Raw genomic sequence first — 14,179 nt, 5'->3', positions numbered from 1 at the left:
CGGCGTGGTCATTCCTCGCCCGAAGGCGGGCGCTCGTAGGTCACGAACGCATAGTCGAACGCGTTGGCCTCCGAATGGTGGGTCTCGCGCGAGACCTCCAGCCACGTCGACCGGTCGACGGCCGGGAAGTGGGCATCGCCCTCCACGTCGGCATCGATCTCGGTGACGATCAGGCGATCTGCGCTGGGCAGTGCTTCGGCATAGAGCTGCGCGCCGCCAATCAGGAACACCTGTTCCACGCCCACGCACAGGCGCTGGGCATCTTCCAGCGACCCCACCACCTCGGCGCCTTCCAGCTGCAGGTCGCGGTTGCGGCTTACCACGATATTGCGGCGGCCCGGCAGCGGCCGGCCGATCGAATCCCAGGTCTTGCGGCCCATGATGATCGGGGCGCCCAGCGTGGTGCGCTTGAAATGCTGCAGGTCCTCGGGCAGGCGCCACGGCAGCGTGTTGTCGCGGCCGATCACGCCGTTGCGCGCACGCGCGACGATCAGGGTCAGCAGCGTCATACGGCCACCGGTGCCTTGATGGCAGGGTGCGATTCGTAGCCCACCAGCTCGAAGTCGTCGTACTGGTAGTCGAAGATGCTGTCGGGCTTGCGCTTGATCTTCAGCGTCGGCAGCTTCATCGGCGCGCGGGAAAGCTGCGTCTGCACCTGCTCGAAGTGGTTGCTGTAGATGTGGCAGTCGCCGCCTGTCCAGACGAAGTCGCCCACGCCCAGGCCGCATTGCTGCGCAATCATGTGCGTCAGCAGCGCGTAGCTGGCGATATTGAACGGCACCCCAAGGAAGATGTCGGCGCTGCGCTGGTACAGCTGGCAGCTCAGCTTGCCGTCGGCCACGTAGAACTGGAAGAACGCGTGGCAGGGCGGCAGCTTCATCTGCGGGATTTCGCCCACGTTCCAGGCCGACACGATCAGCCGGCGCGAATCGGGGTTGTTGCGGATCTGCTGCACCACCTCGCTGATCTGGTCGATATGGCGGCCATCCGGCGTGGGCCAAGCGCGCCATTGGTAGCCGTAGACCGGACCGAGTTCGCCGTTGGCGTCGGCCCATTCGTCCCAGATCGTGACGCCGTTGTCCTTCAGGTACTTGATGTTGGTCGATCCCTGCAGGAACCACAGCAGTTCGTGGATGATCGACTTCAGGTGCAGTTTCTTGGTGGTGACGACCGGAAAGCCTTCGTTCAGGTCGAAGCGCATCTGGTAGCCGAACACCGAGCGCGTGCCGGTGCCGGTGCGGTCGGGCTTTTCGGTGCCATGCTCAAAAACATGGCGCATGAAGTCGAGATACTGTTTCATCGGCGCGGGGTAGAAATGTGATGTCGGCTGCGGGCCGTAAAGCGGGGATTTTAGCCTGAAAGCAAAAAGCCGCCCGAAGGCGGCCTTTTGCATTTCCGGCAATTCCGGTCAGCCGGGTCAGTGGCTTTCCGCCGGCTTCTGGTTGCCTTCGCGACGCTTCTGGGTCAGGTAGCCGGCACCCAGCACGCCACCGACGATCACCAGGTACAGGCCCCACTTGATGGCGGGCTGCGCCTCGAAGAAGGTCTTGGTGATCGGCTCGCCCAGGATCATCTTGACGGCGGTGAAGGCCAGCACGCCGGCACCGATGTAGATGATCGACGGGTAGCGCGACATCAGCTTGAGCACCAGGCTCGAACCCCAGACCACGATCGGGATACTGATCAGCAGGCCCAGCACCACCAGCAGGAAGCTGCCGTGGGCGGCGCCGGCGACGGCCAGCACGTTGTCCACGCCCATCACCGCGTCAGCGATGATGATGGTCTTCATGGCGCCCACCAGCGTGGCCGCGCCAGCGCCGTGCCCGTCGCCGTCTTCCTCGGCGGCCAGCAGTTTGTAGGCAATCCAGACCAGCGCCAGGCCACCAACCAGCAGCAGGCCGGGGATCTTGAGCAGCCAGACCACGCCAATCGTCATGGCCGAACGGACCACCACGGCACCGATGGTGCCCCAGACAATGGCTTTCTTCTGCAGGTGCGGCGGCAGGTTGCGCGCCGCGAGGGCGATCACGATGGCGTTGTCGCCAGCCAGGACCAGGTCAATGACGACGATGGACAGCAGCGCTGTCAGAAACTGCATCGTGAACAGATCGGTAAGCCACTCCATGTACGCTCCTCAGGTACGAAAAAAAGCTGCAGGCCATCGAGCCAGCAAGGGTTTTTTGTTGCACCTGGGATTTACGTCGAGCGCCGGAAGTGATCGGGGTCGCCTTTGCAAACCATAAAAACCAGGTGTGCAAAGGTCTTGCTCGACTGACTGGCGCGGAATGCGCGCCAGGGTCAGCACAACCGGAGACGAGCGATGCGTCTCGGAATGACGATTGTGCTAAGGGCATCGGATGCCCCCAAGCTACTCCCCTTTTACTTCCCTCTTTGGAAGGGATCGCGTCCGCCAGAAGCTCCGGCGATCACGTTGGAGGCGATTATAAGGGAACTACGAAAAAAATGTTGCGCTGCCGGGGTGGGGTTTGTATGTATCAAGTTTCAGACATGAATGCCGTGCAGTGCTGTTTGTAAAGTGATGCAACGTATCACGCACGCATAAGCGTATGCACCTATCCTATTTGGATCGGTTCGGCAGGTGTGCCCCAGACCTGACAGGCGCGCACCCCGAACCGGCCGCAGGCCCAGCGCCATCGCGGACGCTTTGAGAGGGATTCACCGTAGTGCCCATCGACAACAAGGAAACGTCATGCCGGCCCCCACTACGCTTCAGACGCCCGACACCCATTCGACCCGCAACAACTCCCATAACAACTCCCATCACCAGAACGGCCACGCCACGCCGGAGATTGCGCCGGAGCCGCGTATCGTCGTCGGCAATGGCCATGCCCGGCCCGGGGCGGCCCTGCACCCGGAATTCGTACAGCAATACCGCGAGGACAACGGCGCGCTGCGCGCCGAAATCGAGCAGGGGCTGCGCCTTGGGCAGGCGCGCATCAGCCCGAAGTTCTTCTACGACGTATTGGGCTCCCGGCTGTTCGAGGCCATCACCGACCTGCCCGAGTACTATCCCACCCGCACCGAAGCGTCGATTTTTGCCACGGCGGCGTCCGCCATCGCCGCACGGGCGGGCAGCGGCTGCGTGCTGATCGACCTGGGCGCCGGCAACTGCCAGAAGGCCGCGCGCCTGTTCCCGAGCCTGCAGCCGGCGCAGTACGTGGCGCTCGATATTTCGGTGGAATTCCTGCGCGGCACCCTGGACGCGCTGCAGCAGCAGAATCCCCAGATTCCCATGCTGGGGCTGGGGGCCGACCTGTGCGGGCCGCTGGACCTGCCCAGCAGTGTCAAACGCGGCCGCCGGCTGTTTTTCTATCCCGGCTCCAGCATCGGCAACTTTGCGCCGATCGATGCCTTGGCGCTGCTGCAACGGCTGCGTGCCGCGGCGGGCCCGGGCGACGGCGTGCTGATCGGCGTGGACCTGTACAAGGACCCGGACACGCTGGTGGCTGCCTATGACGATGCGCTGGGCGTGACGGCCGCGTTCAACCGCAACGTGCTGCGCAACGTGAATCGCATCGTCGGCAGCGACTTCGCGCTGGCCGACTGGCGCCATGCGGCCACGTTCGATACGCAGGCGTCCCGCATCCAGATGCATCTGCAGGCCGAACGCGATGTGACCGTGCGCTGGCCCGGCGGCGAGCGGCGGTTCGCCGCCGGCGACCGCATCCATACCGAGGACTCGCACAAGTATCGGCCGGACGACTTCGCGATTCTGCTCGAAGCGGCCGGCTTTACCGACCCGGTCAGCTGGACCGATCCGCGCGGCTGGTTCGCGGTGTTTCACGCGTGCGGCTGACGGATCGGAGGAACTGGCCGACCGAGGGGCAGACTGGCGGTAAGCCGCGCCGACAGCAGGGTGAAAGGGTGCGGGCCGGAACGCGTTGGCGCGCGGTGTCATAATGCGCGCAGCCGGCCGGGCCGGCACCGATTCCCACCCTATGTCACGGATACCTCGATGAGCGGCTTCTCCATGCTTCCCGATCTCCACTTCACCGGCGGCACCGCGGCCTGGCCCGACGCGCGCCGGTTGCCGCGCGAGGGGTTGGCACAGGCACTGGTGGATTCACGCAACCGCACGCTGGCATGGCTGGGTGCCTTCGGGGTGACCCGCAAAGGCTGGACGGTGCAGCGCCAGTACGATGCCAATCCGCCGCTGTGGACGCTGGGCAATATCGCGTGGCACGCCGAATGGTGGTGCCTGCGCGGTGTGCGGCACCTGGAGCAGGGCGGTATCCGCCTGCCGGTGGCCAGCGAGCCGTCGCTGCTCGATGGCGCCGACGAGTGGTTCGATCCCGAGCGGATCGGCCCCGATGAGCGCTGGGAAATCGCGCTGCCTGACGTGGCCGTGGTGAAGCAATACGCCACGAAGGTGCTGGATGGCCTGCTGCGCCGCATCGCGCTGTTGCCCGACGATGATGACACCACGCTGTATCCGTTCCGCCGCGCGCTGTACTACGAGGACGTGCAGGGCGAAACCGTGGCCACGCTGCTGCAGGCGCTGGAAGTGGCGCCGGTCGAGCCCGCATCGATTGCACCGGCGATGGCCGTACAGTCGTCGGGCACGCTGCATTTCCCGGGCGGCAATTTCACGCAGGGCTGGCAGGACACCGACGGCTATGCCTGGCCCGACGAATTGCCGGCACAGAAGATCTACGTGCCCGCGTTCGAGATGGACGCCGCGCTGGTCACCAACGCCCAGTTCCTGGAGTTTGTGGAAGACCACGGCTACGAGCATCCGTCGTACTGGTCGGCCGCCGGCCGGCAATGGCTGATGACGCAGGAGCGCTCGGCCCCGCGCTACTGGTCGCGCCACGCGGTCAGCCGTAGCTGGGTGGTGTCGCGCTTCGGCACCGAGCGCACGCTCAATCCCGACGAGCCGGTGCGTCACGTCACGCTGTTCGAGGCGCAGGCGTGGTGCGTCTGGGCCGGGCGCCGCCTGCCGCAGGAGGTGGAGTGGGAACTGGCGGCCGCGCAGAATCGCGGGCTGCAGTGGGGCACGTTGCGCGAATGGACGGCCACGCCGTACGAGCCATACCTGGGCTTTGCCGCCGAGCCGACCGATGGCGAGATCATCGGCCGCTTTGGCACGCACCAGGCCGTGCGCGGCGTGTCGTTCGCCAGCCCGTGGCGCCTGCGCCACGTGCGGGCCCGCACGGCCTTGTTGCCGGAGGACGACGTGTCGTTCGTGGGATTCCGGACGTGCGCGATCTGACCTGACGCCGGCGGCAATAAAAAAGGCACCCTCGGGTGCCTTTTTTTGCGTCCTGCCACCGGCTGGCCGGCGGCAGGGAGATCAGCGATTAACGCTCGAAGCGCGAACGGCTGTTGCCGTTGCGTTGGCCGCCAAAGCCGCCACGATCGCCACCACGGTCGCCGAACTTGCGGTCGCCAAAGCTGCGCTCGCCACCGAAACCACGGTTGCCGTCGCGCTGCTGGCCGTCACGGTTGCCGTACGAGCGTTGCTCGCCGCCGAAGCTGCGTTGCTGGCCTTGACCCTGACCTTGACCTTGACCCTGGCCACGGTAGCCACCGTTGCCACGGTCGCCGAAGCCGGCGCTGTTGCCACGGTCGCCGAAGCCGCCGCCGTTGCCACGGTCGCCGAAGCCGGCGCTGTTGCCGCGGTCGCCGAAGCCGCCGCCGTTGCCACGGTCGCCGAAGCCACGGTTGCCGTCGTTGCTGAAGCGGCGCTCGCCAAAGCTGCGCTCGCCGCCTTCGCGGTTGCCGCCATTGTTGCCACGGTAGCCACCACCGTTGCCGGCGCCATTGCCGCTGCGATAGCCGCCGCCGCTGTTGCCACGGAAGCCATCACGGCCGCCCGACGGCTTGCCGCCGAAGTTCGAACGCGGCTTCGGCGAACGGCGCGGCTCCAGGCCTTCGATCACCGACGCGTCAATGCGGTTGTTCGTGAAGCGCTCGATACGGCGCCACTGGAACATGTCGCCATGGTTCACCAGGTTGATGGCGATACCCGAGCGGCCGGCACGGCCCGTACGGCCGATACGGTGCACGTAGTCTTCCGCCTGCTTGGGCAGGTCGAAGTTCACCACGTGGGTGATATCGGGTACGTCGATGCCGCGTGCGGCCACGTCGGTAGCCACCAGCACGCGCAGGTTGCCGCGGCGCAGGGCCGTCAGCGTGCGGTTGCGCGCGCCTTGGGTCATGTCGCCGTGCAGGGCGCCAGCGGCAAAGCCGGTATCCGACAGGCGCTCGGCCAGCGAATCGGCGTCACGCTTGGTGGCCGTGAACACGATGGCCTGCTTCAGCGACGAATCGCGCAGCAGGTGATCGAGCAGGCGCTCCTTGTGCGACATGTCGTCGGTGAAGTGCAGGCGCTGTTCGATGTTGCTGTTGTCGGCGCGTGCGGCGGCGATCTCGATGCGTTGCGGGTCGCGCAGCTGACGCGAAGCCAGCTGGCCGATACGGGCGTCCAGCGTGGCCGAGAACATCAGCGTCTGGCGCGATGCCGGCGTGGCGGCCACGATGGCGTCGATGTCGTCGGCAAAGCCCATGTCGAGCATGCGGTCGGCTTCGTCGAACACCAGCATGTCCAGCGCGGACAGGTCGATGCGGCCGGCTTCGATATGGTCCAGCAGACGGCCCGGCGTGGCCACCAGGATGTCCGGCATGCGCGACAGCATGGCCAGCTGCTTCGGATAGGGCATGCCGCCCAGGATGCTGGCGCACACGATGCGGCGCAGATGGCGGCCGTACTTGGCAGCAGCTTCGGTCACCTGCAGGGCCAGCTCACGCGTCGGCGTCAGCACCAGCAGCGACGGCTGGGCGGCGGCCGGACGGGGGCGCTTGCCCTTCATGCGCTTGGCCGGTTCGGTCGGACGATTCGTCGCGGGCTTTTCGCTGATGCGCTGGATCGCCGGCAGCATGAACGCGGCGGTCTTGCCCGAACCGGTCTGGCTCGAGACCAGCAGGTCGCGGCCAGCCAGGAAGGCGGGAATGGCCTGGGCCTGAACCGGGGTGGGGTTGTTGTAGTTGGCTTCAGCCAGGGCGCGCAGGATGGCGGCGTCCAGGCCAAGGTTTGCGAAACCACTTTCCGTGGCTTCCGACGCTTGCGCTGCCGGGGCGGCATCGGCGTTGAGCATGGCGTCGAGCTTGTCGAGCGGGCTCACGGCAGCGGCGGGCGTGGCAATGGTGTCGGCGGCGGAAGCAAAAGGCTGCTCCGCACGGAAGTCTTCGTGCTGGGTCATGTCGTACGTATTAAATATGCATGGCACCCCCGGGCATTGTGCGCAAAGGGGTGGGCGCAAGTGCAAAGTCTTAAAAAGGCTTCGGCGCCAATCGGTAGGCCGTACGACAGACTCAGCTGGCAATACGGCGGCAGGCAGGGTGGGGCGGCTGGCGATTCAAACAAACCGGCCGATTATCCCTGGCAGGCAAACAGCAATTCAGGCTGTTATCAGGATCGGAGACGAGGCAGCGTCAGGTGAGCGGTGCGTTCTGGCCAGGCACCTGTCTGATACTTCGTGTGATGACAGAGGCAGGGAGCAGATCTTGGGAGGTAGCGGATACGCCACGGCAGATTGCCTTGAGGCGTGGTGCGGGACTCACAGTGCGAAACTCACGGCGCGAAGTATAGCAGAACGCTGAATTTTTTGTTGCACCGCGCAAGCGGGAAAAACCCGGGACATCGTAAGCAAACGTAAATGAAAGCGGCCGGGGCATTGCTTGCATGTCGGGGCAACGTGCCTATACTCCAGTGCGCGGGCATTGATGCCCGTACGGGGCGGACGACAACATGTCCCGCTGAATTTGCCTTCGGCAAGGTTCGCTTGCCGCTCGCCTCCGGCCTTGCGGTCATTGATGCCACTGCCAGATTTCCTCCGACTGTCCGGGTGGTCCGGATGGGCGTCCGCTTCATGGGCGGAATCCATGGGAAATATGCTTGGCACAGGAATGACCGGAAGCAGCCGGTGACGCAGACCCAGGAAGTCCGGGCCCGTCCGCAACCAAAGCCCGCCAATTGCTTGGCGGGCTTTTCTTTTTCTAGTTATGTGACCAGTGGCGTCGCGCGCTTACTTGCGCGCGGGCGTGGTCTCCCGTTCCTGCCCTGCAATCTGCGATGTGCCGGGGAATCCCTCCGGATACTGGACCAGCCGCGTAAGCGTGGGGCGTCGGTGCGCCTGCCAGCGGTAGCTGCCGGCCAGCCGCGCGCCGCCGATGATGGCGGTCATGGCCTCGCGGTCGAGGTCCATGTTTTCCGACAAATCCTTGATGACGATGACTGCCATGGCGATCTCCAGCTTGCGGGCCTTGCCGCGGCCGGCCGGAATGGCGCCGGTCGGGCGGCGCCAGGGCAGGCGCGGGCCCGATTCAGTATAGGCGAGCGGTCCTGCCGCATGCGCTGCGCACACGACAGGACCGCCCCCGGACGCGCGGCGTTCAAGCCACCGCCGCCCAGTTGCCGCCCTTTTGCACCGGATTGACGTTGAGCGCGAGGTTGCCCAGGTCGACGCCAACGATCTTGTTGTTGTTGAAGGCGGCAACGTTCACCTGCTGGAACTGCTGCACGCTCTGGTTGATGTTGACGTTGACCAGCGGGCCGGCAGCGGCAATCCTGCCGAACCAGTCCGTGCCGCCGCGGATGGCGCACAGCGATTGGTGGTCGAGGTCCTTGCTGACGGCAAGGTCGCGGACGATGATCGATGACATGGTGGACTCCTTGATGCGAATTCAGCGGGTTCGGTGCGCGGCCGGCGGCTGGCTCGAAGCCTGCGCCCGCCGCTGGCGACGGACTCAGGCGTTGTTCTGCGCGTGCTGGTTCGTCGTCACGTTGTTCGTCATGTGGTCCTGGAAGGCCGAACCGTTGCCGAAGTAGTTGGCCACGTCCTGCAGTTGCTGGTTCGACTGCGTGATCTTCGTGTGCGAGTCGAACGACAGCTTCACGGGGGCGTAGACGCTGGTCCACGGGGCGATCAGGCCCAGGCCGCCGCGTACCGACTTCATGCGGGTGGCTTCGAGGGTGGTGGTGCTGGACAGGTCGAGGATGGTCAGGGTGCTCATGGCAGTCTCCTAATGGGCGAATGTGCGGGTGCGATGCGTGGATGCGAGGGGTGATGCTCAGACCGGGTGGTACACGTTGTTCTGCGCGGACTGGTTCGTCGTGACGTTGTTCGTCATGTGGTCCTGGAAGGCCGAGCCATTGCCGAAGTAGTTCTCCACCGACTGCATTTGCTGGTTCGACTGGTTCACGTTGAACACCTTGTCGACCGACAGCTTGAACGGGCTGTAGACGGTGGTGATCGGCATGATGGCGATGCCGCCGCGTACGGCCTGCAGCGCCTTGGCGTCGAGGGTTTCGGTCGAGGACAGGTCCTTGATGGTCAGCTTGGTCATGATGATCTCCTGGATGAGGAAGGTGCTGCGTTGGGTCTGGGTGATGAGCATCGGGTTGGTGTCGCGCTCGGACCAGATATCGCAGCAAGCGTGCCAGCGCGTGCCACGGAGCCGAAAAAAGTTGGCGGATCGTTGTGGGGAAAGGGCTGGCGGGGAACGATGCGATGCGCGCCGGTAGGGCGGGGGATGCCTGGGGCCTGCGGAGTGGTGGGTCGGCGCCAACAGAAAGGTGTCGGGTGTCGGGCGGGCGGCAACGTCCCGGGCGGCGCCGGACCATAGGGCGGCATTGCGGATGGCCGGAGTGCGCACTAGTATCCATCGAAGGCAGTGTGCCGTGACGCAACGGTTCCGCCTGCAGTGCCGCCTCCAAAGCGCCACTTGCCAGCGCCACCAGTCGGCAACCACTCGTCGGATGCACCGGATGTCCAGCCTGACCGAACTCATACGGAATTTTCAGCGCGGGGGCCTGAGCCGCGACGAATTCCTTGCATCGGTGGATACGGCCCTGAAGGACGATCAGACCGACTCCACACAGTTTGCCCGCGTGCTTTCCGAGGAGCACACGCGCTTTCCGTTGCCGCCCGCCGTCTACGCCGAAGTCATGCATCGCATCGACTCGCACGTGGCCACGCAGTTCGACCCCATTGGCCCGGCGCAGCACGACGTGCGCAGCGATGGCCGCACCGAGTTGCCTGGCGAGGAAACCCGCATCGAGCCCGAACCCGTGGATCGCCCGCTGCCGTTGCCGGCGTTCACCGGCACGACCGGCATGACCGGTAGCGGCATGACGGGCGGGTACACCGGCAACACCGGCAGCGGCACCGGCAATATGGGTAGCAATACCGGCAGCAACACGGGCAGCACCACCGGCGGACAGAGCGGGCATTTCACCGGCGGCTTCATCCCGTCCGGCCCCACCAAGGGCGTGGGCGATACGCTGAACGGTCGCTTCGTGCTCGAGGAATGCCTGGGCGTGGGCGGCATGGGCACGGTGTACAAGGCGCTCGACCTGCGCAAGCTCGAGGCGTCGGACCGCAAGCCCTATATCGCGATCAAGGTGCTGAACATGCAGTTCAGCGGGCATCCGAAATCGCTGATCGCGCTTCAGCGCGAGGCGCGCAAGGCCCAGCAGCTGGCCCACCGCAACATCGTCACGGTGTACGACTTCGATCGCGATGGCCCCACGGTCTTCCTGACGATGGAATACCTGCAGGGCAAGTCCCTGAACCGTGTGCTGCGCTCGCCGGAATTCCAGGGGCTGCCCTATGTGAAGGCGATGCCGATCATCGTCGGCATGGGCAATGCGCTGGCCTACGCGCACGAGCGCGGCTTCGTCCATTGCGACTTCAAGCCGGCCAATGTGTTCCTGACCGATCGCGGCGAGGTCAAGGTGATCGACTTCGGCATCGCGCGCGGTTTCCAGCAGCCTGCCGACGACGCGGACCAGACCGTGTTCGATCCCGGGTCGCTGGGTGGCATGACGCCGGCCTACGCCAGCCCGGAGATGTTCGAGCACCGCGAGCCCGATCCGCGTGACGACATCTACGCGCTGGGGTGTGTCAGCTACGAGCTGCTGACCGGCCGGCACCCGTACAACCGGGTGGCGGCCACGGAGGCGCGCGCAAAGAACCTGAAGCTCGAGCAGCCGAAGACACTGTCGCGCGGCCAGTGGAAGGCGCTGCGCCAGGCACTGTCGCTGGATCGGGCCACCCGCACGCCCACGGTCAAGCAGTTTCTGGCCGGGCTGGGGGGCGAAGCGCAGAGCACCAATATTCGCCTGCCCGTGATCGCCGGTAGCGTGATCGCTGGCGTGGCCCTGGCGACCGGGGTACTGGTGTACATGTGGCGCAGCCATATGCCATCGACGGAAGGCACGCCGCCGACCCAGGCCGCGGCACCGGCGACACCAGCGCCGTCCGGTGCGCCTGCACCGCCTGAAGAAGCCGTACCCGTCAAGCCCGAGGCCGTGGCGCAGGTGATCGCCGCCACGCCCTGCTCCTTGCTGACAGCCAAGATCGATGGCAACACGCTGCAGGTAGGCGGCTATGTGGGCGAGTCGGCGCTGGGCGGCCTGCGCGACAAGCTGGGCAAGATCGCTGGTGTACGCACGCTGAAGATCGACGCCCAGCCGCTGACCAGCGACAAATGCGACGTCGTGAAGCTGGTGGCGCCGTACTGGTCAGGCAGCCGGAAGGCGGGCGAGCCCGCGGGCGCGGTACTGCACACGCGCGGCGGCACGCAGCTAACGGAAGGCACGCCGCTGGTGATGGACATCAACACGCCGCCGCACGAATCGTATGTCTACGTCGACTACTTCTCGGCCGATGGCAAGGTGGCGCATCTGGTGCCCAGCGGGCGCATCCAGGGCAACCAGGCGCCTGCCAGCTACAACGCCACGGTGGGCGACAGCGGTGACTGGGTGATCTCGAAGCCGTTCGGCACCGAGCTTGTGGTGCTGCTGACCACGCCGACGCCGCTGTTCACCACGCGGCGGCCCGAGTTCGAGACCCGCCAGGAATACCTGAAGGCGTTGGAAAAGCCGCTGGCGCTGATGGCCAGCAAGCACGGCCGCGAACAGATCAGCGCGGACGTCGTGCAGATTGCCACGCACGCCAGGTAGCCGCCAGCGCAACCGCCTTCGGTCTGTTCTTTGGGCCTGCCTTCGCGCTCAGTCGCCTCGCCGCTACTTCGCCTCGCGCACCACGCGGAAGCCGTTCTGCGACTGCCGCACGCTGGTGCTGTACTTGAAGCGCGTGGAAGACACCATGTAGCTGGCCCCCTCGCGCCACGAGCCGCCGCGTATCACGCGCGCCGTGCAGGCGGGCTCATCCCACGCGCGGCCGTCGGTCGGCGCGTTCTTGTACGAGCTGTGCCAGCAGTCGGCCACCCATTCCCAGACGCTGCCGTTCATGTCGTGGAGGCCGAACGGATTGGGCGCGAACGATCCGACATTGGCGGGCGCGGCATCGCTCCACGGATCGCCACAGTCCTTGCAGTTGGCGTTGCCCTTGCTCATCCTGTCGCCCCACCAGAATGCGGTGCTGGTGCCGCCGCGCGCCGCGTACTCCCATTCGGCCTCGGTGGGCAGCCGGTAGCTCTTGCCGGTGGTCTTCGACAGCCAGGCCACGTACTGCTGCGCGTCGTCCCAACTGATGTCGCGCGCCGGTGCCGTCTTGGCCTCGGGCGGGTTGGTGGCAATGCGCGGGCAGGCGTTGGCATCGACGCAGGCATTCCATTGCTCGACCGTGACCTCGTATTTGCCGATGGCGAACGCGTGGCCCACGTTCACGTGATGCGGCGGCTTCTCGGCCGGGTCGCTGGTGTTGCTGCCCATCGTGAAGACGCCGGGATTCAAGCCGACCATCACCGGACACTGCGGACAGTCGCGCGATTCGCCGCCCTTGGCTTCGGCGGGCCTTGCCGCGCCGGACGCGGGGGCTTCCTTGCCTTCTGCCGGAAAGGTGACCGTGCCCTGGGCGATGGCCCCGCCGGCGCGCGTACGCGGCTGGCCCGGGGCGGGGGCTGGTGGCGTCGGGGCGGCGGGCGGCTTGACGGCCGTCGGTGGAGGCTCGGTCTTCGCCTGGGGCTTCGGTTCGGGCTTGGGCGGGGCCGACGACGTTGCCGGCGCCGACGCAGCTTGCGCGGGCGCACCGGCCTTGATGCGATCGAGGCGCGACTTGGCCAGCGCGGCAAAGCGTCCGTTCGGATACTGCTTCAGGTAGGCCTCGTAGTCGGTCGCGTAGTTGCTGTTCTTGATCGAGTCCCAGAACGACAGTTCGTACTGCTCGTCGCTGTTCTTGGGCAGGATGCCCGCGGTGGCCGGTGGCAACAGCGCGTTACCGGCCAGGGCGATCCAGGCGCTGCCCCGGAAGCTGCCCGAAGGTGGCCCGTGCGATGCGGCTTCCATGGCTTCCATCCCTGCGCCACCCATTCCCGCGCCGATTCCCAGCAGCGCCAGCAGCGACACGACGATTGCTTTCCGCCACATATTCACCCCCTTCAGAGTCGCCGTGCTGCGCGGTGTGGAGTTGCCGTGACGCGGTACCGGCCGTTTCAAGATAGCACAGCGTTTGTGGCGTGAAAGTTCGCTTTTTGGAGCCTTCCGACCTACGCTGTAGGACACATCGCCGAGCGCATCAAGAACATCGACCAAGAATCCGCTCCCGCGCGGGGTACCGTGTGCAGCGGACAGTTCTCCGGGAGGAGCCGCCATGTCCAGACGATCCCTGCTGCACGCGCTCGCGGCCGCATCCCTGGCCACTTGCCTGGTCAGCTGGACGACGTTCGCGATACCCCTGACGCCGGCCCCCAAGGGCGCCGAGGTCTACATCATCTGGCCCGGCGACGGCGCCGTCATCGACGGCGGCAAGCTCTGGGTGCGCATGGGGCTCAAGGGCATGGGCGTCTGCCCCAAGGGCATCGAGCGGCCGAACTGCGGACACCACCATCTGCTGATCGACGCCGACCTGCCGCCGATGGACAAGGAAATCCCGAACGATCGCAATCACCTGCACTTTGGCGCGGGAGAGACCGACGCGCGCATCGAACTGCCCCCGGGCAAGCACACGCTGCAACTGCTGCTGGGCGACAGCAAGCATGTGCCGTTCGATCCGCCGATTTACTCGAAGAAGATCACGATCACCGTGCGCTAGGCACACAGGCGCGAACGGGGGGAGCCATGACCCATTTCAGACCGATGCTTCTCGCGGGCATGACGTTGCTGTCCGCCGCTGCCTGGCTGCCGGCGGGCCTGGCGGGTGCAGCCGATGCGTCGGCGCCGGCCGCGCATGCCGGTCATGCCTCGGCGCCC

13 protein-coding genes are annotated in these 14,179 nt (G+C 66.0%); 4 read left to right on the top strand and 9 right to left on the bottom strand.

Annotated features, from left to right (window positions below; genetic code table 11):
- Positions 1-8: 8 nt before the first annotated feature.
- From CYJ10_RS32630 to CYJ10_RS32620, 3 genes are all read right to left on the bottom strand, one after another.
- Entirely contained in the window at positions 9-509 is a 501-nt protein-coding gene (locus CYJ10_RS32630; RefSeq protein ID WP_101685574.1) for a dihydrofolate reductase, read from the bottom strand.
- Positions 506-1,300: a thymidylate synthase gene (locus CYJ10_RS32625; protein ID WP_101685573.1), complete on the bottom strand. Its 795-nt coding sequence runs from the start codon at positions 1,298-1,300 to the stop codon at positions 506-508. The genes CYJ10_RS32630 and CYJ10_RS32625 overlap by 4 nt, the downstream gene beginning before the upstream one ends.
- Positions 1,301-1,417: 117 nt before the next feature.
- Positions 1,418-2,125 carry a TerC family protein gene (locus CYJ10_RS32620; protein WP_101685572.1) on the bottom strand — a complete coding sequence of 236 codons (708 nt, stop codon included), beginning with the start codon at positions 2,123-2,125 and terminating at the stop codon, positions 1,418-1,420.
- Between the two features lie 585 nt (positions 2,126-2,710).
- Between CYJ10_RS32620 and egtD the strand changes: the two genes are divergently transcribed.
- Both egtD and CYJ10_RS32610 read left to right on the top strand, forming a co-directional pair.
- Positions 2,711-3,817, top strand: a complete 1,107-nt coding sequence (gene egtD / locus CYJ10_RS32615) for an L-histidine N(alpha)-methyltransferase (RefSeq protein ID WP_101685571.1) — start codon at positions 2,711-2,713, stop codon at positions 3,815-3,817.
- A gap of 159 nt (positions 3,818-3,976) precedes the next feature.
- Positions 3,977-5,233, top strand: a complete 1,257-nt coding sequence (locus tag CYJ10_RS32610; protein ID WP_101685570.1) for an SUMF1/EgtB/PvdO family nonheme iron enzyme — start codon at positions 3,977-3,979, stop codon at positions 5,231-5,233.
- 88 nt (positions 5,234-5,321) lie between these two features.
- On the opposite strand, the gene CYJ10_RS32605 is transcribed toward CYJ10_RS32610, so the two are convergent.
- From CYJ10_RS32605 to CYJ10_RS32580, 5 genes are all read right to left on the bottom strand, one after another.
- Positions 5,322-7,223: a DEAD/DEAH box helicase gene (locus CYJ10_RS32605; protein ID WP_101685569.1), complete on the bottom strand. Its 1,902-nt coding sequence runs from the start codon at positions 7,221-7,223 to the stop codon at positions 5,322-5,324.
- A gap of 825 nt (positions 7,224-8,048) precedes the next feature.
- Entirely contained in the window at positions 8,049-8,264 is a 216-nt protein-coding gene (locus CYJ10_RS32595) for a hypothetical protein (RefSeq protein WP_101685600.1), read from the bottom strand.
- A gap of 151 nt (positions 8,265-8,415) precedes the next feature.
- Positions 8,416-8,685: a hypothetical protein gene (locus tag CYJ10_RS32590; RefSeq protein WP_101681694.1), complete on the bottom strand. Its 270-nt coding sequence runs from the start codon at positions 8,683-8,685 to the stop codon at positions 8,416-8,418.
- A gap of 84 nt (positions 8,686-8,769) precedes the next feature.
- On the bottom strand, positions 8,770-9,036 hold the full coding sequence (locus tag CYJ10_RS32585) for a hypothetical protein (RefSeq protein ID WP_101681695.1): 267 nt from the start codon (positions 9,034-9,036) through the stop codon (positions 8,770-8,772).
- Between the two features lie 57 nt (positions 9,037-9,093).
- Complete coding sequence (locus CYJ10_RS32580) at positions 9,094-9,369, bottom strand: hypothetical protein (RefSeq protein ID WP_101681696.1); 276 nt, start codon at positions 9,367-9,369, stop codon at positions 9,094-9,096.
- 421 nt (positions 9,370-9,790) lie between these two features.
- On the opposite strand from CYJ10_RS32580, the gene CYJ10_RS32575 reads away from it, so the two are divergent.
- Complete coding sequence (locus CYJ10_RS32575; RefSeq protein ID WP_101685568.1) at positions 9,791-11,989, top strand: serine/threonine protein kinase; 2,199 nt, start codon at positions 9,791-9,793, stop codon at positions 11,987-11,989.
- Positions 11,990-12,052: 63 nt separating this feature from the next.
- Here the strand turns inward: CYJ10_RS32575 and CYJ10_RS32570 are convergent, their stop codons facing one another.
- Positions 12,053-13,357, bottom strand: coding sequence for a formylglycine-generating enzyme family protein (locus CYJ10_RS32570; RefSeq protein WP_101685567.1), 1,305 nt, complete (start codon positions 13,355-13,357; stop codon positions 12,053-12,055).
- 223 nt (positions 13,358-13,580) lie between these two features.
- Between CYJ10_RS32570 and CYJ10_RS32565 the strand changes: the two genes are divergently transcribed.
- A complete protein-coding gene (locus CYJ10_RS32565) occupies positions 13,581-14,021 on the top strand; it encodes a DUF4399 domain-containing protein (protein WP_101685566.1) in 441 nt (146 codons plus the stop codon).
- Positions 14,022-14,179 lie beyond the last annotated feature (158 nt).

Source organism: Cupriavidus pauculus (assembly GCF_002858765.1).
Lineage (GTDB): Bacteria > Pseudomonadota > Gammaproteobacteria > Burkholderiales > Burkholderiaceae > Cupriavidus > Cupriavidus pauculus_B.
This window is presented reverse-complemented; position numbering and strand designations above follow the sequence as displayed.

Coding starts and splice junctions, on each gene's coding strand:
- CYJ10_RS32630 (WP_101685574.1), bottom strand. CDS start 509: ATGACGCTGCTGACCCTGATCGTCGCGCGTGCGCGCAACGGCGTGATC.
- CYJ10_RS32625 (WP_101685573.1), bottom strand. CDS start 1,300: ATGAAACAGTATCTCGACTTCATGCGCCATGTTTTTGAGCATGGCACC.
- CYJ10_RS32620 (WP_101685572.1), bottom strand. CDS start 2,125: ATGGAGTGGCTTACCGATCTGTTCACGATGCAGTTTCTGACAGCGCTG.
- egtD (WP_101685571.1), top strand. CDS start 2,711: ATGCCGGCCCCCACTACGCTTCAGACGCCCGACACCCATTCGACCCGC.
- CYJ10_RS32610 (WP_101685570.1), top strand. CDS start 3,977: ATGAGCGGCTTCTCCATGCTTCCCGATCTCCACTTCACCGGCGGCACC.
- CYJ10_RS32605 (WP_101685569.1), bottom strand. CDS start 7,223: ATGACCCAGCACGAAGACTTCCGTGCGGAGCAGCCTTTTGCTTCCGCC.
- CYJ10_RS32595 (WP_101685600.1), bottom strand. CDS start 8,264: ATGGCAGTCATCGTCATCAAGGATTTGTCGGAAAACATGGACCTCGAC.
- CYJ10_RS32590 (WP_101681694.1), bottom strand. CDS start 8,685: ATGTCATCGATCATCGTCCGCGACCTTGCCGTCAGCAAGGACCTCGAC.
- CYJ10_RS32585 (WP_101681695.1), bottom strand. CDS start 9,036: ATGAGCACCCTGACCATCCTCGACCTGTCCAGCACCACCACCCTCGAA.
- CYJ10_RS32580 (WP_101681696.1), bottom strand. CDS start 9,369: ATGACCAAGCTGACCATCAAGGACCTGTCCTCGACCGAAACCCTCGAC.
- CYJ10_RS32575 (WP_101685568.1), top strand. CDS start 9,791: ATGTCCAGCCTGACCGAACTCATACGGAATTTTCAGCGCGGGGGCCTG.
- CYJ10_RS32570 (WP_101685567.1), bottom strand. CDS start 13,357: ATGTGGCGGAAAGCAATCGTCGTGTCGCTGCTGGCGCTGCTGGGAATC.
- CYJ10_RS32565 (WP_101685566.1), top strand. CDS start 13,581: ATGTCCAGACGATCCCTGCTGCACGCGCTCGCGGCCGCATCCCTGGCC.